The organism is Bacillus sp. FSL K6-0923 (genome assembly GCF_038630825.1).
Classification (GTDB): domain Bacteria; phylum Bacillota; class Bacilli; order Bacillales; family Bacillaceae; genus Bacillus; species Bacillus pumilus.
The window spans coordinates 2,243,982-2,267,111 of sequence record NZ_CP152044.1; the positions used below are offsets into that span (position 1 = coordinate 2,243,982).

The following is a 23,130-nucleotide window of genomic DNA, read 5'->3' on the forward strand; positions in this document are numbered from 1 at the left end:
AATATGGAAAGATGATAATCATGCTCTGTTTACTGTTGATTCCTATGATACAAGACACCAACCCTGCGGATGCGAGAGGTTTCACTGCCGCCGCAGATCAATGGGAAACACGGGCAGTCAAAGAAGCAAAGAAGCGATATCCTCTAACGCAAGTCTTATTCAAACAAAAAGTATGGGACCGTCATCGCGAGAAGGAATCTGTGAAACAGTATCATATTACATTAAAAGACCACACCAAAGAATTTGGGGTATATGTCACTATTTCTTATAATCCCTACTCAAACAAGGTCAATAAAGTGATTGTTGTGGAAGAATACAGCTAAAGAGGCATAAAAAAACCGCCTGCTGGCGGCTTTTTACTTTTGTCGATGTCGCTTACGTTTTTTTAGCATCATTGAAAACCCAAACGGCAGAACCCCAAATAAACGCTGTGAAAATGGCGGTTTCGTTTCCATTTTCTCTTGTTTATGTTCCTTCCGTTCGTCACGTGGTGTATTCATATATTTAATGATTTCCTGTGTCATATATTTTACATAGTCATTTGTTTTCAAGCACATTCACCTCTTCTTTCTTCAAGTGTTACCAGGAAGAGGATCATTTTATACACTGGCTATTCACTGTTTGCCCATTTCATGATTTCACGGGTCTTCCAATTTAGCACGAGTTCCCGCTCATCTGATAAACCATCCTTTGTTTTCACACTGACTAACATGTGGATATGCTTTTTCTTTTGATCGCATGTCACCTGCTTTAATGTCACTCGTCCTTCTTCAGTGTCAATAGGGGTATGCTGCTTTTCACACAACCGATGTAATGTACTGGCAGCTTCATTCGCACCCACCCTGAAAAGCTGCTGTTTTTTATAAAATGAAATCGTCAGCTCTGCACTTCTCAGCTCTCTTTGAAACCCCATCGTCATCGCCCCTAGAATCAAGAGAAAAAATAGAATCGCAGCCAGTACTTGCGGATAGATAAATCCTCCTTCCCTTTTCACGATGTAGGTACCACCCCTTTATATATGAAAAAAACGGCTTCATACACCTTACCAGATTCATCTGTGACTTTAAGGATAGCTTTGTGCTGATTTGTTCTTACGCGAAATTCTTTCACCTTTTGCAATAAAGGGAGATGGCCTGCTTGATCCATTCTCTTTCGAAGCATCTCTTGATATGGCTCAATCGTTACGACTCGCCCTTGATCAGACACATACTCTAACGCTTTCCCTCCTTGCGCCGATCGAATAGCCGTTGCTCGGCTTAATTCCTCATCTAATTGCAGCACAGTCTGTCTCCACTCCATTTGTGAAAATCGGTTGACCTCTTCAAAAGGACGAGCTTTCTCAGCTGTAGAAAAGATCAGTACACAGCCAATTGAAAGGAACAAAAAGAGCTGCAATTGCCACAAAGCCTGGACAAGGGTAAAACCTCGTTCACCGTTCAGCAACATGGTGAAAGCATATGGTCTGCTTTTTATGTATCGTGTATGATACACATCCCTTCTCTTTACTCCAATTGAATACATATGTGATGTCGCCTCGCTTCTTTTTGACAGAAGTTTTTGTACCATCTATGAACAATTCATTCATCTGTTCATGCAAAATTTGGTAAGCTTCAAGTTTGGCTCTTATTTCATTTTTCCCTATCATGATTTTTTCATAAGCTGGCATGAGCACAAGAGCTGCAAATAGGAAGATATGACAAGCAAACAGCGTTTCAATCGTACTAAACCCTCTATTGCTTTTGAACATGGATTCGCCCGCTTCCTAAATAGATCGTGAGCTTATACGTTTGACTGCCAAATTGAATAATGAGAGACCCGCCGCTGCTCGGATGTCCGTTTACATTAAAATAGATACCTTGTGGAAATGTAGAAGCCTTAATGCTTCCCTTTTGCTGCAGAAAAGAAGCAATGATTTCGCCATCCTTTTGATCGATTACCTGATACGATACATGTGGTGGATGGAATTCAACATACACACGTGTTTTTTTGACAAATGCAGTATAAGCAGCCAATTGAAAATCTTGTTTCATGATGTTCACTTGTCTTTTGGCTTCAGCGTCTTCTATTACATTTGGGATTTTCACTCCTATGATCGACAATAGTATCGATAGAACCAGTAAGATCATTAGCTGTTCTATGAGGGTAAAACCCTTTTCATGAAAAACTAATTTATTCATGCTTCACATGGCCGTTTTGAATGACAATCGCTTTTCCATTAGGACACGTTAATCCCTTTTTGACATAACCTTCTTTTTCTAATTCAGCTAAAGATGGTGTCTTGCCATCGTGCTCTAATTCATATGCCATCACCTGTGTGCTCACCATTGATTTAAGCCCTTCACAGCCCTTTGCTTGAATCGTTTGGTGGTGACGAGTGATATTCGGAATGGTAATCAGTAAAAGAATTGAAATCACAAGCATGACAATTAACATTTCTAACAGAGTAAATCCTTTATCATTCATGTTTTTGTCCTCCTTCTTACACTTGCTCCATCAGTTGATACATTGGTAAAAGAATAGATAAATACACAATGAGTATTAGAATTGCCGTCAGACCATAGATAACCGGCTGCAGCCACGACATCCATTTTTCAATTTTCAGCTCTGCATTCTCTAATAGAAATTGGCTGTACGTGTACATTTCTCTTGCAAGCATCCCGCTCGCTTCACCATGTTCGATGACGGCGGCAAAATGTTTTTCAAAAAAAGGAGACAGGCTCACTTGATATGCCATGCTCTCTCCTTTTCTTAACTCTTCAATCATCTGTTCTGATATTTCTTGAAGAAAGGGTAAGTAGCTTTGCTGCTTAAAAGCTAGCAAGCTCTCGTACATCGATAACCCAGCCTGAAGCAGTCCGCTTAACTGTAGAGAGAAAAGGTACGTATGCATCAGCTGCATTCCTTTATATAAAAAAGGAAACCTGCTTATGACCCTCAGCTTCTCAAGGGTAGATTTTTTCCTAAAAAAGAAGGCATAGTATCCAGTCAGACAAATACACACACAGCCGATGAGGAGGAGAGATACATGAAGCAATTGAAAGATTCCAAACATACCTTGAATCAGCCATGACATTCGGGTATCCATCGAAGAGTACAAGAGAGAAAATTGAGGAATGATCATTTGCTGAACAAGTATGAGCACGATCAAAACCGTAAAGATGAGGAAAATTGGGTAACGTAATATGCGTTTAAACGTGTCTACCTGTTTAATTTTTTTCTCTAAAAACCGTGCGCTTTGTACAAGTGCTGTTGCTAGACTGCCATGCTTTTCGGAAAAACTTAAAATGGCGATGACTTCCCGCTGAAAATGAAGTCTTTCTAGCACCACATACAAAGGCTCCCCTTCAAGCAGCCACTGAATGCCCGGTGCTAATTGTTGCTGCTGTTTATTCGACAACTGAATATTCATCATCGTTAATGCCTCAACCAGTGTATATCCAGCCTGAATCAATTGAGCAAGTTTTGATAGACATTCCGCTTGATCCTTTTTAGACCACGCTTTATAGGCTTGCTTCTTCATAAACCCAGCGATGATAGGTGTTTTTCGATAAATAGCCTAGTGCCACTCCTTTACGAATTAATCTTTGCAGTGTTTCATATGACGAGTGAGCATATTCTCCTTTAGCCTCCTTGATACACTCACCGAGCTCCTTTCCGAACAGCAGTTCAAATACATTTGTTCGTCTGACCGGACGATTTAATTTACAGTAAAGCTGGCATGTTTCTCCGCAAAAAGGACAGGTGAGCTCGATTAATCGCTGCGCAGCAATCGCAACCATCGTTTGTTCGAGTTCATTCATCGTGACACCAAATTCAAGCATACGATAAAGGGCTCCTTTTGCATTTTTCGCATGTAGTGTACTCATCACTAAATGGCCTGTCAGTGCTGCTCTAATTGCCGTTCGGGCCGTTTCAGCATCTCTTATTTCTCCTAGCACAATCATATCTGGATCATGTCTTAAAATAGCGCGTAATCCTGCGGCATATGTGATACCGGCTTTTTCATTTACTTGAACCTGTAACACTTCTTCATTTCTTGTTTCCACCGGATCTTCAAGTGTAATTATATTTCGGTTAAAATTCTTTTTTGCGAACTGGATCAATGAATAGAGGGTCGTTGTTTTGCCTGAATTGGTTGGACCGGTAAATAAAATGAGCCCATGCGAATGATTCAAAAACGACAATAATCGAGTAGAGGCTTTCGGAAATAGTGACAGATGTTTTATTTTCGGAACATGATCCTGCGGCAATATTCTAATCACTAAACTTTCATCATTTACAGTTGGTAAGGTAGACATTCGAATAAACACCTGGCCTCTTCTCAGCATCACAGCTAGCGACCCATTTTGCGGTCTCCGTTTTTCTCCGATATCCATGGACGATAAAAATTTAAAATGGGCAATGAGCCGCTCGCCGCTTTTTTTATCAATGGTTCGCTGCTGAATTAAATCTGAGTCTACTCGGAAAGATACAGACGCTTCCTTTTCTTTTGGGACAATATGCACATCAGATGCCCTCATACGGCATGCTTCTTCTAGCAGCTCTTGTCCCAAATATTCAATCCCATACAATTGTTTCACTCCTTTCAGTGACCCTATTGTAAGGTGGTAGAACATTCCTGACAAAAGCGTATTTCTTCATTTTCATGACTGAAAAGGTGTGAACATGTTCAATATGAGATGTATTCCATCTATAAATAATAGAAGCGCATATAAAAAAATTGATTTTTACAACAACGGGTTCCGTTCAGAGGGGAAAATAACTAAATAACATTAAAAAAAGAGATGCTATTGGCACCTCTTTTTTATACTAATTTACATAGGATCATCACTATTTTATTTTGTTCTTCCATTGTGGATGATCCGTTACAACGAATGAGTTAAATAGTGAATCATACTTATCCCCTTCGAGTGAGAAAACAGAAATTTGAGGTTGAGAAATCATTGACTCATATAATGTGTCTACCGGATGGGACAATTCTTCAATTAAAAGTTCGGTCATAACTTTATCTTTAATATCTACTAGCCCAAGGTAATCCTCAACTATTTCCGATTCTAAAAATGGTTGTGCTTTCATCATTTCTGTCATTTGTCCATTTCCAGAGAACTTTAATAAATCACGCCAGTACGGACAAGCCAACATGAGTGAAATAAAACCATTAAAACTTTTTCCAACCTTTCCAGCCTTTCCTTCTGAATCAATATAGAGAACTGGGCGCTTTTCAACTTCACCAGAACCAATTAATGAAAAAATTCCACCCGACACGTCTTGAGCAATAATCGCAGCTTGTTCATCCACCTTAAAATGAAATTTTTCTGTATCTGAATTAGGCTCAATCACTTCAAAGTCATAGTATTCAATAAGATGATTAACTATTTCTGGTTTGCTCAAAATTGTTGCAAACAATTTCGGTGTTTCCAAATGTATGTCCTCCTCAACAGGTTACTTATTACGGAAGATAAAGAATAACCTTTCATGTCTGTTCGGAAATGACCCAATTCACATTATCTGAGCTTTGATTTTCCGGCTTTATTTAGCTCCAATTCATCATCTTAAATAAAGACTCCTTATTTTGGTTGATGAATTAACAAAAATTCCAGCAGGTATTTTAGCATACAGATTGGACATTGACTCATCATGATTATGCATCATAAAATAGGTATGTTAAACGAACTGTAAAAGACAAATCCTATTAAATCAGCATTTATGGGTAAAAAAAGAGACCAAACCTGTATGCGAATTGGCCATCTAATGAATATGCTAATTATATTGTTTCTCCTTGTCAACGGACCCGGTACTTTTACAAGTACAGGTTTTTTGTTCATGTTGCTTCTTGCTGCTGCTCTTCAAAGATACGAAATCCTCTTTTTTCTAACGCTTTTGCAAGGCTGTGTTCTGTATTTACTTTTGAGAAATCAATGCCGAGTTTCACTACAGTTTGAGCGATCTCTGGGCGAATGCCTGATATAATCGTCTCAATTCCTAGTAGCTTCGAACTATCGACCACTTTAAACAGCTGATAAGCAACCATCGTATCAACGATCGGTACGCCCGATATATCAATGAATAAATGCGTTAAACGAAGTCTTGAAGCCTGTTCTAGTACGGATTCCAGAATGATTTTGGCTCGGTACGTATCGATTTCTCCGATCAGCGGCAAAATCCCGATTTCCTTTGACACCGGAATAACAGGGGCACTCAGTTCTTGAATCATCTCTCTTTGTGCATTCAGCTGACTGAGTGTCACGCGGTCATATTCTTCTGATAAACGCTCAATCATATCATCAAATGTGGCGTGAAAGTGCTGATTCCACTGACACACATCTTGCAGGGTCACTTCAAGCTCTGTTTCTTGGGTGAATGTCTCAATTCTCGAACAGAAAATGTAGCGGAAGATCTTAAATTGTCCTATGATTTCATATAACGGCACCTCGTGCACTGCTCGATCACGAGCAATATCAACAGACCATTTTTTCAAATGGTTTTCTGCTTTGTCTGACAGTGTCACAAGTGTTGCTGCAATGGTTTGAATAAACGCTGTATTCTGTTCCTTCAGCTTCTTTTCCGTTTCCTCTGAAGCATGTTTAGAATATAATGAGCCTTCTTCTGTTCTTGTCTTTAGCCATTCTTCGGTCATGACAGGGGCTTCTTTTAGGATAAATTCATATAATTGCTTAGATTTTTCATTCTTCATTTACTTCTTCCGCTCCTTTTTCACTTAAAACTCGCGACATACAACTTTTATGTATAAATGACCGTAGATGGTGAACAATATCATTACACGTTTGATATTGGGCTATAGCCAAGTGGTAAGGCAATGGACTTTGACTCCGTGATCGTTGGTTCGAACCCAGCTAGCCCAGTTCAGCACAAAAACGAAGACGGCTGAAGCATGTTTCAGCTGATCTTCGTTTTTATTAGGAAACTGATTGATGAATCGCTTTCTTTTTTGATAATTTCATGAGTTCTCCGGGATTATAGCCTACTACTAACTTATTTCCATCAATGATAATCGGTCTTCGGAGCAGTTTTGGTTTTTCAATGAGAAGTTGAAGAACCTCGTTTACTTTTAAATCATTAATATTTAAATTTAAGCTTTTAAAAGCTTGGCTTCGTGTGGCTAAAATTTCATCCATTCCTTCTGTTGTTAAGGAAAGGATCTTTTTTAATTCTTCTAGGGTTGGCGTTTCTCTGAAAAGGTGACGCTCTTTAAAATCAATTTGATTCGCCTTTAGCCAATGTTTTGTTTTGCGGCAAGACGTGCAGCTCGGGTATGAATAAAAAGTAATGTCACTCATTAGTCTTCCTCCTTAGGTCGTTAACCTTTTCTCTTATGGAGTAAGTACCCTCATGTATTTCGGCATAAACACATTTTGATCACTTTTTCAAAAAAATTTTTTTCTACCTGCAAAATAAATGTTCACACGTTGTCAAAAATGTAAATGTTTACATAACAAGTGATGATCAGCTATAATATGAATCAAAGGGGTTTTTTAAGGGGAGGGAAAGAAATGAATCGCATGTTCCGCGTGCTTGGCTTTTGGACGGGTATTTTTGCTGTCATGTTCTATTTAGGGCATATGAAAGATGCATCGTTGCTGTTCTTCGGTCAAACCGTTCTTTTTGTATTTTTATCCTACTTGAATCTATCCGAAAGAATGTATATTTACATTTTCGGAGCGTACTTGACGATTTTCTTTGCCGGATTTACATATTATTCGATTTTCATCATGGTTCCCGGTACCGGACATTAATTGAAAAAAAGCATCTCTATAAAAGAGATGCTTTTTTTCATACGTTTAAAGAGAAAAACCATTGATAAATGGATTTTGTTCCTGCTCCGTGAGTACAGTCGTTTCTCCGCCATGTCCACTTAAAACAAGAGTTGATTCTGGTAATGACAACAATTTGTTATGAATTGATTGAAGCAGCACTTCTTGACTGCCCCCTACTAAATCTGTTCTCCCGATGCCGCCTTCAAATAGCGTGTCACCAGAAATCACAAATCCTTCTTCCGCCGAATAGTAAGATACACTGCCTGGAGAATGCCCAGGAGTGTGGAACATCTCTAATGTAAACGATCCAATTTGAAGAGTTCCTTCTGACGTGATTAATTTTTCAGCTTCTTTGACCGTAATTCCATTCCCAATCAATCGAGCTGAACCGTTTAATTCAGCATTCGTGAGCCATTCTTTTTCATTCTCATGTACATAGAGTGGCACTCCCCACTCTGCCCGCACCTCATCTGCGGCACCGATATGATCAAAATGAGCATGTGTCAGTAAGACAGCAAGCGGTGTGAGCTGTTTTTCTTTTACATAGGAAATCAGCTTTTGTGCTTCACCGCCTGGATCAAAGATTAAACATTCTCCGTGCTCATTTTTCCAAATATACGCATTCGCTTGTACATAGCCTAGTGGCATTCTTCTCCAATTCATTTTCATCACCTACTTTATTCATTCTTTTTTATTATGAAGGCTACACAATAAAAATTCAAACAATCGTCAACTGGAATCTACTCGACAAGCTTTATGAAAACGGTTAAAATGAAAAGAAAGGAAATCAAGGGGATTGATGACAAAGGGGGACTTTCACATGATGCTCGTCATTATTTTTGGTCTAGTCACGATTTTAGCTGCACTCGGGATCTATCGCTCACTTAAAAAAGTGAACGTACTTGCCATCGCTTTTGCTGGCGCAACCTTTTTGGTTTTTGGCTGGTTTACTGTCATGACCATCATCTATAGCGGTTATCCAACTGCACATTAAAAGCCTGCATATAGCAGGCTTTTTTCATTGATTCAAGTGCTTATTCACGCTTTCTATTTTACTTGTAAGCGTTGTGGTTTGATCCCGCCTGTCATCAATGCGGATATTGGTCGCTACGCGGTGCAGTCCCTTTTCAAAAGGTGCTTCATGAATGCGCTGAATGACTTCAAATAAAACGGATAATTCACCTTCAATTAACGTATTCATTGGTGTTAATTGATAATTAATTTTCCCTTCTTTTTGAAAGCCTTCTAAAATTCTTTGTACATCTGCTACATAAGCACTGACACTTGGTGTTTCGGTGCCTATTGGAATGATCGTGACATCTGCTATGGCCATGTTTAGTGCCCCTTTCCATTGAATCCTCATGTTTTCTCGTCCTCATTGTAACCTATTCGCATTCCATCATGCCATGCTCACGTTGCATTTAAAGAAGGTTTGTCTCTTTCTATCGTCAAATCCGCCCTCTTTACCTTCCCAATCTTTGTGAATAGCAGCAGGCATATCCCAGACACAGCTTCAATGATGCCGCCAGCCGCAATGACATATCCAGACCCAAATCGTGTTGCCATATAGCCGCCAATGAGTGCGCCTAACGGAATCATGAAGAAGGAAATCATATTGATAATTGCATACACTTGCGGCTGATCCTCTGCTTTTACTGACAATTGAATCATTGTATGTTCAGGCACGTTGACTGCACTGATGGCGGCACCTAAAGCAAAAGCTGATATAAATACAAGTGGTAAAAATGCGTTCATACCTGTGATGAAAAACGAGATTCCGTCAACGATCCCGGCACCTATAAACAGCAGCCCATACCGGTTCACTTTTACCTTTGTCAAAACAAATCCCATCAAGAATGCACCTAGTGCCGTTGTGACTTTAATAAATGAATAGATCACTGGTCCACTATGTAAATCCTCTGTTAAATAAATAACCGACAATGCTTCCCATGGTGCGGCAGCAAAGTTCGAGCAGACACAAAAAATCGCCAATGGGAACAAAATATGATGCCTTCTCACAAGTGAAAATCCCCGAATCAATCTTTTGCCGTATGATAACCCTTTTTTGGCTTTATCGATGATGATTTCTGTTTCATATGTAATGATGAATACGAGTAAAGCGGACAAGAGATAAAGAGGAATAATCACAAGCATTGTATATCCTACCCCCACAAATGCAATCATGACACCACAAACCGTAACCGTCACAAGCCTGACTACATGACTTGCTGATTGAATAGTTGCATTCGCTTTTTGTATGAGGTCCTCATGGACAAGCTTTGGAATAATTGATACAGACGCCGGTTCGTAGGAGCCACCAGTTGCTGAATGAAGCAGCATACAGCCAATAACAAGTGCTAATGGCGTGAAACCATAAAAGTAACTGACCACAATCACAAGGATTATCGCTCCTCTAGTTAAATCAGCAAAACACATCCAAAATTTCAGTTGATGCGGCTTCATCATTGGGGTAATGAGCGGGCCAACAATGGCTTGCGGAACAAAGCTGACCGCAATAAAAAAGGCTGTTCCAATTGCCCCTTTTCCGCCTAGTACTAAAAGCCACAAGATGGTGTTGAAAGATAAACTATCAGCGGTTATTTTGAACATTTTAGAAATAAATAAGTAAGTGAAATTCCTTTTCCACAGGCTTTGAGCACTCAATAATCGACATCTCCCTAAAACATATCCTTTTTTTTACATCCATATCTTTCACAATAGCTCACAAGAGAGGCCTTCGTCAATGACCCTACTATTATTTTTATTGACAATAAGAAATTGCTTCATGTCAAATGTAAAAAGCACCTGACAGGTGCTTTTTAACACTTACATGCTTCCCATAACAACCGCTTTGTTTTCTCATAGATGGTGTCAAATTGATTCATGGAAAGAGGATTTTTTCCTAGACCAAGCTCGACTGTATAGCCCTCATTGTGACATTGATAAATAAACCAATCGCGATAGCCTGCATAGCTGTCAAGATATTGAACTGGCTGATAGCTGCTTACTTGCTCAAATCGTTTGACCGTTTCTTTTGAGATGGCTGGTTCATGACCAAGAAAACCCCAGTATATCTCTTCTCCTTGTGTATGAAGAGCAACAAGCCTGTCAAAGCGTTTTCGTAACGCTAGATTTGCCATCGCTTTCGCTTCTGGCTCTGTTAGCGGCTGATATCCAGGAAAACCGCGATTGGACGGTTCCTTAGGCTCATAACGGTAGTATTCGATCTCCCAATAAGCAGGAAATTGATTGTTCAGATCCACCCCTCTTATATTTGCTTTCCATTCTTGATAATCAGCATATCCTCCATGTAGCGCTGTGAATTCTTCACTGCTGAGCCCTAGTGACTCTGGTCCATTTCGTACGAGATCCACGCCATCTGGATTCACCATTGGTACGATGGAGAGAGCTGTAGTTCGCAGAATATGAACGGCTTCATGATGTCTTGCTTGCACCGGGTCAGATGCAGCCAAACACAGCGATTTCAGCCATTTTATTAAAACAGACGTCGTGATCCACTCATTTGCATGAAAAGAGGCATTCAAATGAATAGAATGCAAATGCTGAACAGGCTCTGTTCGGATTTCATAAATAGGTGTATCAAGCACTGAATGACCTATGACACTGATCTGAAGAAAAGGAAATGCGGCTTTCAATCGGCCAAGCTCTTTTTCTAATTGAACACTATCATATTCAAAGGTTCCATTGATCCAATCATCGGATTGCTGCAGCCTGTATGGCGCAATAAATTTCTGCAGCTCACCTATGGAAGAAAATGAATGGATGCCTTCCGGAAGTCGATATCCCGGTAAAAGGAGATACTCAGTGCTGATATGATTGGATAAATGGAAAGCCGCACTCCCTATCCCTAGCTGCTTTGCCACATTATCCTTTTCCTCTTCATCAAGCTGCCATTCAATTTTCCCAAACGACGTTGTCTTCATTTACATCCCTCCTCTCATACTATATGAGCTGGCATACAAAAAAAGAAAACCTCTGCATGTAAAAATAACAGAGGTTTTCTCATATGTTAGGACGCCTTTTTCAGCTTCGTTTCATCTTCTTTTTTGGATGGAGAATGGTCCGGGCTGTTCCGGTCATAAAATCTAAGGAGATCCCCGTAGATGATCTGATCAGAGAATTGGAGCTCTTGCTTTGCCTTTTCTTCATATGACTGACAAACAGTCTCATCATCTCTCGGCTCACCCGTTTTTTTATTGTAGCAAACACCATCTGTGAAAACACTGTCCTTCGTAATAAAGCTGCCATCACGAAGCACGGTAAAGTCATTCTTATCTTTTGATAAAAGATCATGACCAAATTGGATTTGTTTACTTGTATCGACTCCTAAAAGATTGAGTATAGTTGGACGGATATCGATTTGTCCGCCTACTGTATCAATTTCTTTTGGCTGTTGATCTGTGATCCCTGGAATGTGTACAACAAACGGCACTTTTTGAAGCTGCACTTCTTCAAATGGCGTAATCTCTTTATTTAAAAATTGTCCCATTGCTTCGTTATGGTTTTCTGAAATTCCATAGTGATCCCCATATAAAACAAAGATGGAATTTTCGTACAAACCTGTTTCCTTCATCTTTTCAAAGAAAATCTTCAGCGCCTCATCTTGATATCGCACTGTCGGAAAGAACTTGTTTAACGTTTTGCTCTTAGAATCATATTCATCAATCAGCTTATCTTCTTCGTCTAGATCAAACGGAAAGTGGTTCGTTAATGTAATCAATCTCGTATAGAAAGGCTGCGGGATCGATTTCATCAATTCCGCTGACTGTTCGAAGAATGGACCATCTTTCAGCCCCCAGCCAACTGAATTTTCTTCATTTACATCAAATGATTTAATATCAAAAAACTTGTCGTAGCCAAAGCTATCGTAGATCAGGTCACGGTTCCAGAAACTTTTGTTATTCGCATGAATGACAGAAGAATGGTACCCCTCATCCTTTAACAGCTCAGGTGTGGCTGTATACTCATTGCTTGGATTTGTGAAGAACACAGCCCCTCTTCCAAGTGGATAGAGAGAGTTATCAACAATAAACTCCGAGTCCGATGTTTTTCCTTGCCCTGTTTGATGATAGAAATTAGTAAAGTTGTAGCTTTTCTTGATTAGTTTGTTGAGAAATGGTGTGATTTCTTTCCCATTTAATTTTTCATTGACCACAAAGCTCTGAGTAGACTCAAGTGAGACAAGGATGACATTTCGTCCTTTAGCTTGACCAAACGTCTTTTCATTACGGTCGGTTTGATTTGCGCTTACATAGTTTTCAATTTCCGTTAAGCTATTGCTGTCAGCAAGGGCTCGCTGAGCAGACTGCTTCGATTGCAGCACTCCATCATAAATATGGAAATTATATAAGCTAATATTTTTCACCAGCATCTCACGGTCAAATGAGCGAGTGAGCAGTTCTGGTCTTTCTGTTTCAGCCAAACCTAGGTTAAAGAAGAAAGTCGCTGCCACAAATAAATAATACGCTGCTCGTTCTTTTCGTGAAATGGTGACATCCGTTCTAAAGGAAGGCTGCTTTTTATAGAGCCACATTAAAATGATGATATCAACGAACATCAATAAATCGACTGGTTCAATTAAAGAGGTAATACTTGACCCGAGGTCACCCATATTGTTTGTTTGAAATAGGACGGGGATGGTTAGAAAATCACTATAGAATCGATAAAACACAATGTTAGCTAACAAAATGAATGTCAAAATAAAGCTCATGACGATGATATATCGATTGCGATTTTTTTCTTTCATAAATAAACCGATACCAAAGATAAACAAGAGAAAGCTTAGCGGATTAATAAACAGGATAAATTCCTGCATGAAATTTTCTATTTTAATATTGAAGCTAGATTTATAGATAACATAGGTTTTGACCCACATGAGCAATGTCGCAATCAGTAAAAATGAAATCGCCTTTAATCTTTTCTTTCGCATTGTAACCTCCTTATGCTAAGCGAGCACTCAAGCTAGGGTTACACCCTAATTATTGGTGCTTCTTCAAAAATAACTAAACTATATCTTATCCTGTATGTGCTGGAAAATCAATGTCTTTCTCCTCATGACAAACTTATGAATATGCTAAACATTTCATTTCATGCCCATCTATCGCTTTTTTTAATAAAAATGACATCATGATGACTTTTTTGTTTAAGACAACCATTTGTTTTTTGCCATCCATGCACCGCCGATGACTCCTGCATCGTTTCCGAGAGAGGCAATCACGACTTCGACATCATCAGCGCAAGGCGGAAATGCGTGATGCTTAACAACGCGCTCTACTTTACTGCGAAGAATCTCACCTGCTTTTGAAACACCGCCGCCAATCACGATTTTTGTTGGGTTTAACGCACTGGCAAGATTCGCTAAGACAAGGCCAAGATGAGTCGTCACTTCTTCTACGACACGCATGGCAAGGTCATCTCCACTTTCAGCGGCCTTAAACACATCCTTTGCAGTCAGCGAGGTGAGTGTGCCCAGTGAAGATGTATGCTGCTTTGTTTCTAATTTATCCTTTGCTAGCCGGACGATGCCAGTCGCAGATGCAATGGTTTCAATACAGCCCGTTCTTCCGCAGTTACACGATGCTCCTTGGAATGGAACGGCACAAATATGGCCAATTTCTCCGCCAGCCCCTGTCTCCCCTTGAACAACTTCACCATTTACAATAATACCGCCGCCAACACCTGTACCAAGTGTGACCATCAGGATGTTTTTTGCGCCATCGCCTGCACCCTTCCACATTTCACCGAGTGCAGCAATATTCGCATCATTTTCGATGACAGATGGAAGTCCTGTCTCTGCCTCTAGGTGATCTTTGAGTGGATAGTTTATCCAGCCGAGATTCGTTGTTTTATAGACAATCCCAGATACTTTATCTACAGGCCCAGGTGCACCCATTCCAATCCCAATCAGCGCTGATTTGGGCATACTGATTTCGACCAATTTGTGGTCAATTGATTTGGCAATATCGACTGTGATCGTCTGCCCTGATTTATCCGTAGGAATTTCCCACTTATGCTGAATTTCACCATATAGATTAATGAACGCAAGCTTAATTGTCGTACCGCCAAGATCAACTCCTACAAACCAATCCCCGATCATATGCCCTCCACCTTCACATTGTTTTTCGATTTAATTTGGCTAGTTCCATTTGAAGAATCGTCATTGCGTTTGACCATTCGGTCCGGTCAATAATGCCCGATGTATACATTTCCTTCAGTTCATCTGCCATAAATTCTAATTCCACTTCACGATCTCCGAAATACACATAATTTCCAAATCTCATGAGCAGCTGCTGTACATCATATAACGTTTTCATTGTTTCCACCATTTCTTCTCATCAACAGATAGGATAAGCGTATTCATAAATGCGCTTTCAGTCAAGTCATTCAATGTGTTTGCGTGTTTTCAATATATTGTTTCAGCTTTAAAAATTGATCATTTTTTGGATCTTGGTCTAATCCTATTTCTATTAGATCCTCTGCTTTCGCTGTCTCTCCTTTTTCTACGAACAACAACGATAAATGATACAGTTTATTTGGATCATCTGGATCTTTTTTAAGCGACTTTTGTAAAAATCCAATCGCTTTGTCAAGGTGGCCGAGCTGGGCTTCCGATAGTGCATATATATGGAGAGCCTCAGCTGATGCATCCTTTTGATGTACATATTCCTCTAAACGTTTACTTGCTTCGTTATAGTTCTTGTCATCAAATAGACTTGCTGCCTCACTTACTGCCGCCGCTTCCTTTTGATCATCTGAATGAAACCCTGTATACAATCCAAAACCACCAATCAATAGTAGAACAATACTAGCAAGAAACATTTTGACAGGCTGCACCTGTTTAGGGAGACGGACAGCTAAAGCAGCTAAAAAACCGCCAACCAGACCACCAAGGTGCCCTGCGTTATCAATACCTGATACGGTGAAGCCGATCCCTAAATTGATGAGGATGATCACAATAATATTTGTCCCCATCGTCCGAAAGAAGAGCTTACGGTTAGAGATTGCCAAATATAATAGTGCACCTAAGCATCCAAAGATCGCACCTGATGCACCGGCTGCGATGGCGGTATTAAAGACAAAGCTCGCTATGGAACCAAAAATGCCGGAAATGAAATAGATGAGCACAAATCGCCATGAACCATAAATTCTCTCAACAGCCGCTCCGACAGACCAAAGAGCAAATGTATTAAAGAGTAAGTGCGTCAAGCCAATGTGCAAAAACATTGGTGTAATCAGGCGCCACCATTCTCCCTCTAAGATCAACCCATTATTTTTAGCACCAAACGCTGTCAAAGTTGCCGTATTGGTACTTCCGCCAAATAGTTCAAGTAAAAGAAACATCACCACTTGAACAGCGATGAGCAGGTAGGTGAAAATCGGTCTGCCATTTTGAAAAACGGCCCGTTCTCGTTCACGCTGCTTTTCCTGATCATCGAATGCTTGAAGTACGTTCACTTTAAGCTTTATGACATCTTCAGCTGTGTCTCTTTTTGCCTCTTCTACATCCACTGTCAACGATGTATTGAGCCATTTTTGCAGCTCGTTAACGTCGTGTTGAAGAGTGTCTGCATTCAATAATACTGGTGTAACCGTCACCTTTTGCTTTTTTTGCGGCTGACCGTTTAGGTCCTCCCAATCATCTACAGGGTGGTCAGCTGTAAATTGGAGCTGTAAGAGATGAAGAGACCGTTTACGCATGGCCTCTCTCAGCTGATTCATCCGATACGTCTGCTCTTCGATATCTCGAACAATCTCCTGTTTAAAATTCACATCTTTTCTATATAGACGGATAAGATCATACCCTGAGTTTCGTGGTGCTTCGAAAAATATTTCATCTTCTGGATACGGACTTTGAATCATCTCGTACCCTTTTTGTCTTAATTCATCAACAACTCGCCAAAATAAACTATCTATGACATTCATTCATTCGCGCTCCATTTTTTACATTATTATAACAAGAATCGTTCTGATCCGCATTTCTGAACAAAAAAATCCCGGCGTCTGCGGGATTAGAATGCTTGGCGAATAAATTTCGTCCGAAAATATGGGATTTTCATCAGCCACTTAATAAAAAAGTGACGCACTTGATTTTGACCTAAGATCAAATTCATCAGCCGATAACGATTTTGCACGAGAACAAATGCAAACAATGTGAACACAATGCTCCAAATCATTTTATTCATCATATTCCCTCCTATGTTCGTATCGTGGCTTAAATAGGATGTGTTTATGCATGAACCATCATTTTTATCGCTTACCATGCGATCTGCTTTCACACTCTAATCCCTTGTTCTTTTGATTGAATATAATAGACCTCTTCACACTCTGATTGATCAAAAGAAACGTCAAATTGATGAAGGTCGATTAAATCCTTGAACGTATGAGGCAGTTTACAATTCCGCTCTACCACTTCGATCTTATGCGGGAAATAACTGTCGTATGGATTTGGTGTATGTACATATACAGCGTCCAAACCAGGGTCATGTTCGTGAATACAAATCCATGTTTGGTATGGCTTTTCAAAGCCTTCAAGCTGTTTTAACAGCCTATGATATAAGGTGATATGGGCTTTGATATGCTCTCTTCTTATTTTTAAGCTATTTTCCCCGACTCCAAAAAAATCAAGGTGCGTATGCCAAAAATAAAACCATGAATCCTGATCGAGTTTTAGGTCACAAGTATTGACTTCCTCCCGCATATTGCGGAAGTATCTTTTCTTTCCACGAAATTTTTTCAAAACGGACCTCCTATCAGCTAAAATGAAATGACTTTATGAAACAACAAAAAGCCCGTTCTTTGGACAATCAGCGGACTTTTACTTTTGATATAACGTACCTTTTTCACTGACAATTATAGACACCGGTATGTCGTGTGCTTCAGATGGCACATGCCTGATTTGCTGTAAAGACAGACAAAGTGCAATGGTGACGCCTTTAAAATCAGCTAAGTAGCGGTCATAATAGCCGCCCCCAAATCCAATCCGGTAGCCTTTTTGATCGAAGCATACTCCAGGCACAATGATTAAATCAATGGCTTCTTTATGTACAGCTGTTGATACTTGAGGATCTGGTTCCAATAGCCCAAAGTAGCTGGATGTCATCTTTGTTTCGGGTGTATATTCATAAAATATCATCTCTTTTGTTTTCGGAAAGCAGGTGGGGATACATACTGTTTTTCCTTCTTCCCACGCTTTTTCAATCAGAGGCATTGTCGGTATCTCTTTTCCTCTAGACATCGTCAAAGCGATCGTTTCCGCCTGTTTCCATGCTGGCAGCTGCAGTAAATGCTCATGAAGTAAAGCCGTGCTGCGCTCAAATTCTTCAGCGCTTATCTGATCAAGCTTGGCTAATGTTTGAAGGCGAAGCTCCTTTTTCATACAGATCATCTCCCATCATAAAAAAACAGCAGGAAAATTCCCTGCTGCTTACTTTGTTTCACGATGTACAGTTTGTTTTTTATCACGTGAGCAATACTTTTTGAATTCAACGCGATCTGGATTGTTTCGCTTATTCTTTTTAGTAATATAGTTACGCTCACCGCATTCAGTGCAAGCTAGAGTAATATTTACGCGCATATTTTTCCCTCCAAACTAAAATCAATTCACATTCAGACCTAACTATAATACCACTTCTAGCTTAGGAATGCTAGAATGTTTTTTCACCAATTTCAATTTGAGTGCATTCACTTACATATCGTATGCTTATGTCATGAAAAATCGTCTGCTCCCCTATAAAACCTGATCCTTTGTCGTACTGTATACATGAGACCCCTCTTCTCCCCGCCGCTTTCATTTATTTTGACAGCGAGGCAAGGTTTTCATACCCGTTTTACATATAAAAAGAAAAAAGATGAAAAAAAGGTGATTTTCTTCAGCAATTCCTTTTGAAACTAGCTTTTTTATGGTATAAAAAAGAAGGGTCGAAAACTGTCTGAAACAATCTTGAAAGCCTTTTATGGCTTTCAGCATTAAAATATGAATAAAAGGTGATGAAACATGGAAATTGCAATTATCGGATTGCTTGTTGTCAGTATTGTACTGATCGCATTCTCATATTTTCAAAGAGAGCCGATTAAAGAAGTCGAGCAGGAACTTGAAACACTTCAACTATCTGCAATGCAAGAAATCTATAAACTGAAAAAGAAAATGAAAGTGCTTGAAGAAGAATTACTTGAAACAAACATCGTTGTCCGCCAGCATTCTGAAATTGATCCATCCATCGCAAGACAGATCATTTCAAAGCATCAAAATGGCATGTCTCCTGAGGCCATTGCGCGCGCTGAGCATGTATCTGTAGAAGATGTCAACATGATCATTAAAGACAACGAGAGGGTGCTTGTATGACGAAAAAAAGCATCCAAACGTTTGCAGCAGGTATGATTCTTGCAACTGGGGTTCTTGCGATTGTCTTTTTCCTCACTGGGAAAGACGAGGCAGCAGCTGATACAGCAACAAAAGAAACCCTCGCACAGAAAGTAACAGACACTGACGTGAAAAACTATTTAGACTCCAAAAAAGAAGTCACTGTCAGCCGTGAAACGTACCAGCAGCTTCTTGACTATAAGGAAAAAGCGCTGAAGGCAAATGAAGACGGCGATTCTAATAGTGATCAACAAAAAGAGGACAAGCCTAAAGGCAAATCGATCAAATTCGTGATTAAAAACGGTATGAGTACAAGTGATGTTTCAGACATGCTTGAAAAAGACGGCATCATCAACTCGTCTAAAGACTTTAATGATTACGTAATTGACGCTGGCTACCATAAAGAAATTCGTGCAGGCAAATTCAATTTAAAAACAGGAATGACGTTCAAACAGATTGTCAAAGCCTTAACAAAATAACAAGAAAAACCCCCTGGCGGCACTGACCTCCAGGGGGTTTTTCTTATCCAAATCGACCAGATATATAATCATTCGTTCTTTGATCGTTTGGCTCAGAAAACATCACATTCGTATCATTGACCTCAACAAGCTCCCCCATTAAGAAGAATGCCGTTCGGTCTGATACCCGAGCCGCTTGCTGCATGTTATGTGTCACAATGGCAATTGTATATTTCTCTTTCAATTTCATAATCAATTCTTCAATCTTTAATGTGGAGACAGGATCAAGAGCTGATGTTGGTTCATCCATTAATAAGATGTCTGGGCTTGTGGCAATGGCTCTTGCGATACAAAGACGCTGCTGCTGACCGCCAGAAAGACCTAGAGCGGGGGCACTTAATCGATCTTTCACTTCATCCCATAGGGCAACATCTCGAAGCGCTTTTTCCGCGATTTCTTTCAATTGCTGCTTGCTCTTTACTCCATGAATTCTTGGTCCGTATACGACATTATCAAAGATTGACTGAGGAAATGGATTCCCTTTTTGAAACACCATGCCGACATTTTTACGCAGCTCGACTAAATCGACACGACCTTTTAAAATGTTGTCATCTTTATACATCATATCCCCGGTGATTTTCACACCTGGCACTGTTTTGACCATAAGATTTAACGTTTTAATAAACGTTGACTTTCCGCAGCCGGACGGGCCGATAATCGCTGTGACTTCATGCTCTCTAATCGCTAAGTCAATATGCTTCAATGCATGATGCTGTCCATACCAAAGATTCATATCATTCACACGAAACACTTCTTTTTTTGCTGTTTCAGTTGCTACCGCATTCATCAAATCCACCCGCCTTATCCAAATCGACCATTGATATAGTCTTCTGTTTTTTGCTGCGCAGGACGTGTAAAGATACGTTCTGTGGCATCATATTCTACTAGATCTCCGTTTAAGAAAAAGGCCGTACGATCTGATACACGGAGCGCTTGCTGCATGTTGTGTGTCACAATGACGATTGAATAATCATTTTTCAATTCGCCTAATAGCTCTTCAATTTTCGCATTTGAGATCGGGTCTAGGGCAGAAGCCGGTTCATCTAATAGCAAGACACTAGGTTTCATCGCAAGTGTACGTGCAATACAAAGACGCTGCTGCTGACCGCCTGACAATGACAAAGCGGATCGGTGCAAACGATCTTTGACCTCATCCCATAACGCCGCCTTTGTTAAGCTTTCTTCAACCGCATCATCAAGCACAGATTTTCTTTTCTCCCCGGCATACTTTAACGCATGGGTAATGTTATTGTAGATCGATTTAGGAAATGGATTTGGTTTTTGGAAGACCATGCCGATTTCTCTTCTTAAATTCACCACATTAATACGGTCATCCAAAATATTTAATCCTTCGTACATGATCGCCCCTTCACTTCTCGCACCTGGAATTAAGTCGTTCATGCGGTTAATACTGCGTAAAAAGGTTGACTTCCCGCAGCCGGATGGACCGATTAATGCAGTAATTGCATTCTTCTCAATCTCGAATGAAATGTGATTGACTGCTCTTTTTTCACCATAATAAATGCTTAAATCCTGCACCTGTAAAATCTGTTCCGCTTGAAGTGGAGCCTTTTTCGCTGCAATCTCTTTTTTTTCTGCTAGCATTTGAACCATATCCCCTTCACACCTCTCTCACATTATTTTGACGTAAGCTTTTTATGAATAAATGAACCCAGCCATCTAGCTGCTAAGTTGAATAATAAGACTGAAAGCACAAGTACAGCTGATGCACCATTTGCGATGGCTTCTGCATCTGGAATGATTCCTTGTGTATTGACGTTCCATATATGAACGGCTAATGTTTCTGCCGGTCTAAACACATTCAGCGGTGACGTATCAGAAAAAGGACTCCAGTTTGTGAAATCTAGGCGCGGTGTGGAGAGACCTGCTGTAAAAAGAAGGGCAGCCGCCTCACCAAAGACTCTTCCTGATGCTAAAATCGCACCGGTAATTATAGAAGGAAGCGCACCTGGAATAAGGACCGTTTTGACTGTATGCCACTTCGTTACACCAAGCGCAAGTGATGCTTCCTTTTGATCCTTCGGTACAGAGCGCAGCGCATCTTCTGTCACCCTGACCATCACCGGCAGGTTAAACACAGTGAGCGCAAGAGCTCCTCCAATGATCGTATAGCCCCAGCCTGTTAAATTCACAAACATGAGTAAACCAAACATACCAATGACGATAGACGGAAGTGAAGACAGCACTTCAATACATGTACGTATAAAATCTGTGACTTTGTTTTGAGGCGCGTACTCTGCCATATACACTCCGCCGCCGACGCCAAGCGGGACTGTAATCAGCATCGTAATAAACAAAATATAAAACGAGTTAAACAGCTGATCCCTGATGCCGCCGCCAGAGCCAATCGCACTTGAGCGGGTTGTCAAAAAGTCGAAATTTAATTCTTTTGCACCGTTAAAAATGATATAAGAAAACAAACCAACGAGAATCGCCGTAATAATGGCAGCACATAATCCAAATATAAATGTGGCAAAACGATCGGTCATTTTGCTATTCATTAAATCTTCCTCCTAGACGACAAGTATCTGATAATGAGTATGAACATAAATGATACAACTAGAAGGACAAGTCCCATTGACCAAAGTGTATTGTTCTCAACACTTCCATACGTTGTGTGACCCATGTTTAACGTAATAATGGTTGTTAATGTACCAGCTGTATCCATAATGCTCTCTGGTAAATTACGCGTGTTTCCAATGACCATCTGTACAGCAAGAGCTTCTCCAAATGCTCTAGCCATGCCAAGAACGACCGCTGTCATTAATGTTGGCAGAGCTGCCGGGACAAGCACACGTCTAATCGTTTGCCATCTTGTTGCGCCTAGTGCATACGATCCCTCACGTAAACTTTTTGGTAGTGAACCCATTGCATCAGTCGCAATGGATGTAACGGTTGGCAGGATCATAATAGACAGGACAATCGTTCCTGCTAGCACACTATGCCCTGAGCCGCTTGACTTGAAATGTCCGATAAACGGCACCAATACTGTAAGACCTATGAATCCGTAAACAACGGATGGAATCCCCACAAGCAATTCAATGACTGGCTGGAGGATTTTACGTCCCCAAGCAGGTGCAATTTCTGTCATAAAGATTGCGCCTGCGATGCCTAGCGGTGCTGCAATGAGTGCCGATAGGAGCGTGACGGCGATTGATCCGAAGATAAAAGGAAATGCACCGTACTGCGGGTTTTCTGCTGTTGGGTTCCAATTGATACTGGTTAAGAACTCAATTGGGCTTACACCATTTACGATGAAAGATTGTAAACCCTTAATGCCAAGGAAGATGGTGATGGCGATCGAGACAGCAATCATTAAGAATGCGCAAAATCTCACCAAAATACTTCCTCTTACTTCATCCATTTGCCTATTTTTCTTCGAGCTGATCAGTCGATCGCTCGCTTCTGTATGTTCTATCTGCTTCATCTTTTTCTA

At 40.3% G+C, this 23,130-nt stretch carries 32 protein-coding genes and 1 tRNA gene; 6 read left to right on the forward strand and 27 right to left on the reverse strand.

The window, feature by feature from the left end:
* Positions 1 to 11: 11 nt before the first annotated feature.
* The gene (locus MHI16_RS11410; protein WP_061410249.1) at positions 12 to 323 is read left to right on the forward strand and encodes a YqzG/YhdC family protein; all 312 of its coding nucleotides are present in this window, start codon (positions 12 to 14) and stop codon (positions 321 to 323) included.
* A gap of 33 nt (positions 324 to 356) precedes the next feature.
* On the opposite strand, the gene MHI16_RS11415 is transcribed toward MHI16_RS11410, so the two are convergent.
* The 10 genes from MHI16_RS11415 to MHI16_RS11460 all read right to left on the reverse strand — a co-directional run bounded on the left by MHI16_RS11415 (position 357) and on the right by MHI16_RS11460 (position 6,694).
* Positions 357 to 551: a YqzE family protein gene (locus tag MHI16_RS11415; protein WP_044140973.1), complete on the reverse strand. Its 195-nt coding sequence runs from the start codon at positions 549 to 551 to the stop codon at positions 357 to 359.
* Between the two features lie 59 nt (positions 552 to 610).
* Positions 611 to 994, reverse strand: coding sequence for a competence type IV pilus minor pilin ComGG (gene comGG / locus MHI16_RS11420; RefSeq protein WP_058014684.1), 384 nt, complete (start codon positions 992 to 994; stop codon positions 611 to 613).
* Positions 991 to 1,491, reverse strand: coding sequence for a competence type IV pilus minor pilin ComGF (gene comGF / locus MHI16_RS11425; protein WP_061408553.1), 501 nt, complete (start codon positions 1,489 to 1,491; stop codon positions 991 to 993). The genes comGG and comGF overlap by 4 nt, the downstream gene beginning before the upstream one ends.
* Positions 1,430 to 1,747, reverse strand: a complete 318-nt coding sequence (gene comGE / locus MHI16_RS11430) for a competence type IV pilus minor pilin ComGE (protein WP_058014682.1) — start codon at positions 1,745 to 1,747, stop codon at positions 1,430 to 1,432. Before comGE ends, comGF begins: the two co-directional genes overlap by 62 nt.
* Complete coding sequence (gene comGD / locus MHI16_RS11435; RefSeq protein WP_061408555.1) at positions 1,731 to 2,177, reverse strand: competence type IV pilus minor pilin ComGD; 447 nt, start codon at positions 2,175 to 2,177, stop codon at positions 1,731 to 1,733. The genes comGE and comGD overlap by 17 nt, the downstream gene beginning before the upstream one ends.
* Positions 2,170 to 2,463 (reverse strand): competence type IV pilus major pilin ComGC, encoded by a 294-nt coding sequence (gene comGC, locus MHI16_RS11440; RefSeq protein WP_003217322.1) that lies wholly within the window; start codon positions 2,461 to 2,463, stop codon positions 2,170 to 2,172. Before comGC ends, comGD begins: the two co-directional genes overlap by 8 nt.
* Before the next feature lie 16 nt (positions 2,464 to 2,479).
* Entirely contained in the window at positions 2,480 to 3,520 is a 1,041-nt protein-coding gene (gene comGB / locus MHI16_RS11445; RefSeq protein ID WP_061408557.1) for a competence type IV pilus assembly protein ComGB, read from the reverse strand.
* The gene (gene comGA, locus MHI16_RS11450) at positions 3,501 to 4,571 is read right to left on the reverse strand and encodes a competence type IV pilus ATPase ComGA (protein ID WP_081106456.1); all 1,071 of its coding nucleotides are present in this window, start codon (positions 4,569 to 4,571) and stop codon (positions 3,501 to 3,503) included. The genes comGB and comGA overlap by 20 nt, the downstream gene beginning before the upstream one ends.
* Before the next feature lie 259 nt (positions 4,572 to 4,830).
* The gene (locus tag MHI16_RS11455; RefSeq protein WP_058014679.1) at positions 4,831 to 5,421 is read right to left on the reverse strand and encodes a hypothetical protein; all 591 of its coding nucleotides are present in this window, start codon (positions 5,419 to 5,421) and stop codon (positions 4,831 to 4,833) included.
* A 400-nt stretch (positions 5,422 to 5,821) separates the two neighbouring features.
* Positions 5,822 to 6,694, reverse strand: a complete 873-nt coding sequence (locus MHI16_RS11460; RefSeq protein ID WP_058014678.1) for an STAS domain-containing protein — start codon at positions 6,692 to 6,694, stop codon at positions 5,822 to 5,824.
* Between the two features lie 98 nt (positions 6,695 to 6,792).
* Between MHI16_RS11460 and MHI16_RS11465 the strand changes: the two genes are divergently transcribed.
* Positions 6,793 to 6,863, forward strand: a tRNA-Gln gene (locus tag MHI16_RS11465).
* A 54-nt stretch (positions 6,864 to 6,917) separates the two neighbouring features.
* On the opposite strand, the gene MHI16_RS11470 is transcribed toward MHI16_RS11465, so the two are convergent.
* Positions 6,918 to 7,298 carry a Spx/MgsR family RNA polymerase-binding regulatory protein gene (locus MHI16_RS11470; protein WP_003217382.1) on the reverse strand — a complete coding sequence of 127 codons (381 nt, stop codon included), beginning with the start codon at positions 7,296 to 7,298 and terminating at the stop codon, positions 6,918 to 6,920.
* A gap of 213 nt (positions 7,299 to 7,511) precedes the next feature.
* On the opposite strand from MHI16_RS11470, the gene MHI16_RS11475 reads away from it, so the two are divergent.
* Positions 7,512 to 7,754, forward strand: a complete 243-nt coding sequence (locus MHI16_RS11475; RefSeq protein WP_003217440.1) for a DUF2626 domain-containing protein — start codon at positions 7,512 to 7,514, stop codon at positions 7,752 to 7,754.
* A 45-nt stretch (positions 7,755 to 7,799) separates the two neighbouring features.
* On the opposite strand, the gene MHI16_RS11480 is transcribed toward MHI16_RS11475, so the two are convergent.
* Entirely contained in the window at positions 7,800 to 8,438 is a 639-nt protein-coding gene (locus MHI16_RS11480) for an MBL fold metallo-hydrolase (RefSeq protein WP_003217463.1), read from the reverse strand.
* Positions 8,439 to 8,595: 157 nt separating this feature from the next.
* Here MHI16_RS11480 and MHI16_RS11485 point away from each other — a divergent pair, with 157 nt between their 5' ends.
* Positions 8,596 to 8,769 carry a DUF2759 domain-containing protein gene (locus MHI16_RS11485; protein WP_003217333.1) on the forward strand — a complete coding sequence of 58 codons (174 nt, stop codon included), beginning with the start codon at positions 8,596 to 8,598 and terminating at the stop codon, positions 8,767 to 8,769.
* A gap of 24 nt (positions 8,770 to 8,793) precedes the next feature.
* Here MHI16_RS11485 and MHI16_RS11490 read toward each other — a convergent pair whose 3' ends face one another.
* From MHI16_RS11490 to rpmG, 11 genes are all read right to left on the reverse strand, one after another.
* A complete protein-coding gene (locus tag MHI16_RS11490; RefSeq protein ID WP_034662003.1) occupies positions 8,794 to 9,108 on the reverse strand; it encodes an MTH1187 family thiamine-binding protein in 315 nt (104 codons plus the stop codon).
* Between the two features lie 77 nt (positions 9,109 to 9,185).
* Complete coding sequence (locus MHI16_RS11495; RefSeq protein ID WP_058014677.1) at positions 9,186 to 10,439, reverse strand: MFS transporter; 1,254 nt, start codon at positions 10,437 to 10,439, stop codon at positions 9,186 to 9,188.
* 155 nt (positions 10,440 to 10,594) lie between these two features.
* Complete coding sequence (locus MHI16_RS11500; protein WP_058014676.1) at positions 10,595 to 11,719, reverse strand: M14 family metallocarboxypeptidase; 1,125 nt, start codon at positions 11,717 to 11,719, stop codon at positions 10,595 to 10,597.
* A gap of 86 nt (positions 11,720 to 11,805) precedes the next feature.
* Entirely contained in the window at positions 11,806 to 13,725 is a 1,920-nt protein-coding gene (locus MHI16_RS11505; protein WP_058014675.1) for an LTA synthase family protein, read from the reverse strand.
* A 213-nt stretch (positions 13,726 to 13,938) separates the two neighbouring features.
* Positions 13,939 to 14,892: an ROK family glucokinase gene (locus MHI16_RS11510; RefSeq protein WP_058014674.1), complete on the reverse strand. Its 954-nt coding sequence runs from the start codon at positions 14,890 to 14,892 to the stop codon at positions 13,939 to 13,941.
* Positions 14,893 to 14,905: 13 nt separating this feature from the next.
* Positions 14,906 to 15,109, reverse strand: a complete 204-nt coding sequence (locus MHI16_RS11515) for a YqgQ family protein (RefSeq protein WP_008342322.1) — start codon at positions 15,107 to 15,109, stop codon at positions 14,906 to 14,908.
* A gap of 70 nt (positions 15,110 to 15,179) precedes the next feature.
* Complete coding sequence (locus tag MHI16_RS11520; RefSeq protein ID WP_058014673.1) at positions 15,180 to 16,718, reverse strand: rhomboid family intramembrane serine protease; 1,539 nt, start codon at positions 16,716 to 16,718, stop codon at positions 15,180 to 15,182.
* Between the two features lie 86 nt (positions 16,719 to 16,804).
* The gene (locus MHI16_RS11525; RefSeq protein ID WP_017367602.1) at positions 16,805 to 16,978 is read right to left on the reverse strand and encodes a hypothetical protein; all 174 of its coding nucleotides are present in this window, start codon (positions 16,976 to 16,978) and stop codon (positions 16,805 to 16,807) included.
* Positions 16,979 to 17,067: 89 nt separating this feature from the next.
* Positions 17,068 to 17,532, reverse strand: coding sequence for a hypothetical protein (locus MHI16_RS11530; protein ID WP_058014672.1), 465 nt, complete (start codon positions 17,530 to 17,532; stop codon positions 17,068 to 17,070).
* Between the two features lie 78 nt (positions 17,533 to 17,610).
* Complete coding sequence (locus MHI16_RS11535; protein WP_058014671.1) at positions 17,611 to 18,171, reverse strand: 5-formyltetrahydrofolate cyclo-ligase; 561 nt, start codon at positions 18,169 to 18,171, stop codon at positions 17,611 to 17,613.
* 48 nt (positions 18,172 to 18,219) lie between these two features.
* A complete protein-coding gene (rpmG, locus tag MHI16_RS11540) occupies positions 18,220 to 18,369 on the reverse strand; it encodes a 50S ribosomal protein L33 (RefSeq protein WP_012010579.1) in 150 nt (49 codons plus the stop codon).
* Between the two features lie 420 nt (positions 18,370 to 18,789).
* On the opposite strand from rpmG, the gene MHI16_RS11545 reads away from it, so the two are divergent.
* Entirely contained in the window at positions 18,790 to 19,137 is a 348-nt protein-coding gene (locus MHI16_RS11545; protein ID WP_058014670.1) for a hypothetical protein, read from the forward strand.
* Complete coding sequence (locus MHI16_RS11550; protein WP_058014669.1) at positions 19,134 to 19,634, forward strand: endolytic transglycosylase MltG; 501 nt, start codon at positions 19,134 to 19,136, stop codon at positions 19,632 to 19,634. Before MHI16_RS11545 ends, MHI16_RS11550 begins: the two co-directional genes overlap by 4 nt.
* 43 nt (positions 19,635 to 19,677) lie before the next feature.
* On the opposite strand, the gene pstB (MHI16_RS11555) is transcribed toward MHI16_RS11550, so the two are convergent.
* The 4 genes from pstB (MHI16_RS11555) to pstC are packed head-to-tail and all read right to left on the reverse strand — an operon-like array spanning position 19,678 to position 23,121.
* Positions 19,678 to 20,460: a phosphate ABC transporter ATP-binding protein PstB gene (gene pstB / locus MHI16_RS11555; protein WP_034661307.1), complete on the reverse strand. Its 783-nt coding sequence runs from the start codon at positions 20,458 to 20,460 to the stop codon at positions 19,678 to 19,680.
* Positions 20,461 to 20,474: 14 nt separating this feature from the next.
* Entirely contained in the window at positions 20,475 to 21,278 is an 804-nt protein-coding gene (pstB, locus tag MHI16_RS11560) for a phosphate ABC transporter ATP-binding protein PstB (RefSeq protein ID WP_170938397.1), read from the reverse strand.
* Positions 21,279 to 21,310: 32 nt separating this feature from the next.
* A complete protein-coding gene (pstA, locus tag MHI16_RS11565; RefSeq protein ID WP_003217489.1) occupies positions 21,311 to 22,195 on the reverse strand; it encodes a phosphate ABC transporter permease PstA in 885 nt (294 codons plus the stop codon).
* Positions 22,195 to 23,121: a phosphate ABC transporter permease subunit PstC gene (gene pstC, locus MHI16_RS11570; protein ID WP_003217329.1), complete on the reverse strand. Its 927-nt coding sequence runs from the start codon at positions 23,119 to 23,121 to the stop codon at positions 22,195 to 22,197. The genes pstA and pstC overlap by 1 nt, the downstream gene beginning before the upstream one ends.
* Positions 23,122 to 23,130 lie beyond the last annotated feature (9 nt).

Coding starts and splice junctions, on each gene's coding strand:
- MHI16_RS11490 (WP_034662003.1), bottom strand. CDS start 9,108: ATGGCCATAGCAGATGTCACGATCATTCCAATAGGCACCGAAACACCA.
- MHI16_RS11505 (WP_058014675.1), bottom strand. CDS start 13,725: ATGCGAAAGAAAAGATTAAAGGCGATTTCATTTTTACTGATTGCGACA.
- MHI16_RS11510 (WP_058014674.1), bottom strand. CDS start 14,892: ATGATCGGGGATTGGTTTGTAGGAGTTGATCTTGGCGGTACGACAATT.
- pstB (WP_034661307.1), bottom strand. CDS start 20,460: ATGAATGCGGTAGCAACTGAAACAGCAAAAAAAGAAGTGTTTCGTGTG.
- MHI16_RS11535 (WP_058014671.1), bottom strand. CDS start 18,171: ATGAAAAAGGAGCTTCGCCTTCAAACATTAGCCAAGCTTGATCAGATA.
- comGE (WP_058014682.1), bottom strand. CDS start 1,747: ATGTTCAAAAGCAATAGAGGGTTTAGTACGATTGAAACGCTGTTTGCT.
- MHI16_RS11515 (WP_008342322.1), bottom strand. CDS start 15,109: ATGAAAACGTTATATGATGTACAGCAGCTGCTCATGAGATTTGGAAAT.
- MHI16_RS11500 (WP_058014676.1), bottom strand. CDS start 11,719: ATGAAGACAACGTCGTTTGGGAAAATTGAATGGCAGCTTGATGAAGAG.
- MHI16_RS11410 (WP_061410249.1), top strand. CDS start 12: ATGATAATCATGCTCTGTTTACTGTTGATTCCTATGATACAAGACACC.
- MHI16_RS11525 (WP_017367602.1), bottom strand. CDS start 16,978: ATGAATAAAATGATTTGGAGCATTGTGTTCACATTGTTTGCATTTGTT.
- pstB (WP_170938397.1), bottom strand. CDS start 21,278: ATGCTAGCAGAAAAAAAAGAGATTGCAGCGAAAAAGGCTCCACTTCAA.
- MHI16_RS11485 (WP_003217333.1), top strand. CDS start 8,596: ATGATGCTCGTCATTATTTTTGGTCTAGTCACGATTTTAGCTGCACTC.
- pstC (WP_003217329.1), bottom strand. CDS start 23,121: ATGAAGCAGATAGAACATACAGAAGCGAGCGATCGACTGATCAGCTCG.
- pstA (WP_003217489.1), bottom strand. CDS start 22,195: ATGAATAGCAAAATGACCGATCGTTTTGCCACATTTATATTTGGATTA.
- MHI16_RS11545 (WP_058014670.1), top strand. CDS start 18,790: ATGGAAATTGCAATTATCGGATTGCTTGTTGTCAGTATTGTACTGATC.
- comGC (WP_003217322.1), bottom strand. CDS start 2,463: ATGAATGATAAAGGATTTACTCTGTTAGAAATGTTAATTGTCATGCTT.
- MHI16_RS11520 (WP_058014673.1), bottom strand. CDS start 16,718: ATGAATGTCATAGATAGTTTATTTTGGCGAGTTGTTGATGAATTAAGA.
- MHI16_RS11480 (WP_003217463.1), bottom strand. CDS start 8,438: ATGAATTGGAGAAGAATGCCACTAGGCTATGTACAAGCGAATGCGTAT.
- MHI16_RS11550 (WP_058014669.1), top strand. CDS start 19,134: ATGACGAAAAAAAGCATCCAAACGTTTGCAGCAGGTATGATTCTTGCA.
- MHI16_RS11475 (WP_003217440.1), top strand. CDS start 7,512: ATGAATCGCATGTTCCGCGTGCTTGGCTTTTGGACGGGTATTTTTGCT.
- MHI16_RS11460 (WP_058014678.1), bottom strand. CDS start 6,694: ATGAAGAATGAAAAATCTAAGCAATTATATGAATTTATCCTAAAAGAA.
- comGD (WP_061408555.1), bottom strand. CDS start 2,177: ATGAATAAATTAGTTTTTCATGAAAAGGGTTTTACCCTCATAGAACAG.
- comGB (WP_061408557.1), bottom strand. CDS start 3,520: ATGAAGAAGCAAGCCTATAAAGCGTGGTCTAAAAAGGATCAAGCGGAA.
- MHI16_RS11470 (WP_003217382.1), bottom strand. CDS start 7,298: ATGAGTGACATTACTTTTTATTCATACCCGAGCTGCACGTCTTGCCGC.
- rpmG (WP_012010579.1), bottom strand. CDS start 18,369: ATGCGCGTAAATATTACTCTAGCTTGCACTGAATGCGGTGAGCGTAAC.